The 1,016-nt window shown below is 53.7% G+C and carries 1 protein-coding gene; it reads right to left on the reverse strand.

The genetic code is table 11. The features are described from left to right. Positions 1 to 345: 345 nt before the first annotated feature. Complete coding sequence (locus tag NJLHNGOC_RS15505; protein WP_239021580.1) at positions 346 to 876, reverse strand: GtrA family protein; 531 nt, start codon at positions 874 to 876, stop codon at positions 346 to 348. Positions 877 to 1,016: the final 140 nt, after the last annotated feature.

Below are 1,016 nucleotides of genomic sequence, written 5' to 3' on the forward strand. Positions count from 1 at the left end.
GGGGCAGCGGCCATCAGGGTCGTTGCCAGTAACGCCGTGCGAAGACGCATATTTTCGTCCTTCCTTAAGACTCGTTCTTTATAGTCGGGCCGCACTACATTGCGGTCGGTAATCAGCTTCATGCGTAACACCCTATACCGCTATCGGTTTCGTTTTAGAAACCCATCAGTTTGGCAGGGCTGATATTACACTTCTAACATATATACACGTTATATTATAATCGACTGATTATAAAGGTTATTTTAAGGGATTCGGGTAAGGGGCGGGCCGGGGTGCGCATGGGGCGGAAATGTCGGTTTTCCGATGACGTGGCCATAATAACACAATGAATGGCGGCCCGATCCATCAGATGCCGGGATTTTTATTCGCAACCGTCATGATCCCGTCATCCGGCGCGGGGGAAGACAGGCTTTCAGGCGTGGATTCAGGGGATCCGGGCGGTTCCTTACCCTTTGTACCGCACTGAAAGACATATCTGCGGCTGATGTGAAAATTGGCCGTCATGCCACTGAGCGCGCCTGCGGCCAGTGCGATGAAGGGATAGACTCGGCACAGCGGGAAAAAGTGGAACAGCAGAAACACGCATCCCCTGTTCAGGCAGAATCCGACCGTATTGCCCGCGATAAAGCGCAACCATTGCATGATGAAATGGTGCCGGGCCTGACTGTCGCGAAAGGTCCATGCCCGGTTACATAGCCAGTTTGCCGTCGCTGCGACAAAATAGGCAGCGATCGTGGCGCAGCCCAGACCCAGCAGGGGGCGCAGGGTATAGACGCTTACCGTATCCCATCCCAGTCCCATGACGCCGACAATTCCGAAGCGGAAGAGCTGGGAAAAACGGTTGGAAAACCTTTCGGGCACAACACGAGTCTTCATTATTGCAAATTTCTGGGCGGGATTGCGGATCGGGACAATGTTAATGTGCCGCCATCTTCGCCTGCCAAGAAAAAAGGGAGTGCCGAGGCACTCCCTTTTCGTGACGTCACCGTGAGNCTGATCGTGGATCAGTGCAGGAT

Origin of the sequence: Novacetimonas cocois (assembly GCF_003311635.1) — a bacterium.
Lineage (GTDB): Bacteria > Pseudomonadota > Alphaproteobacteria > Acetobacterales > Acetobacteraceae > Novacetimonas > Novacetimonas cocois.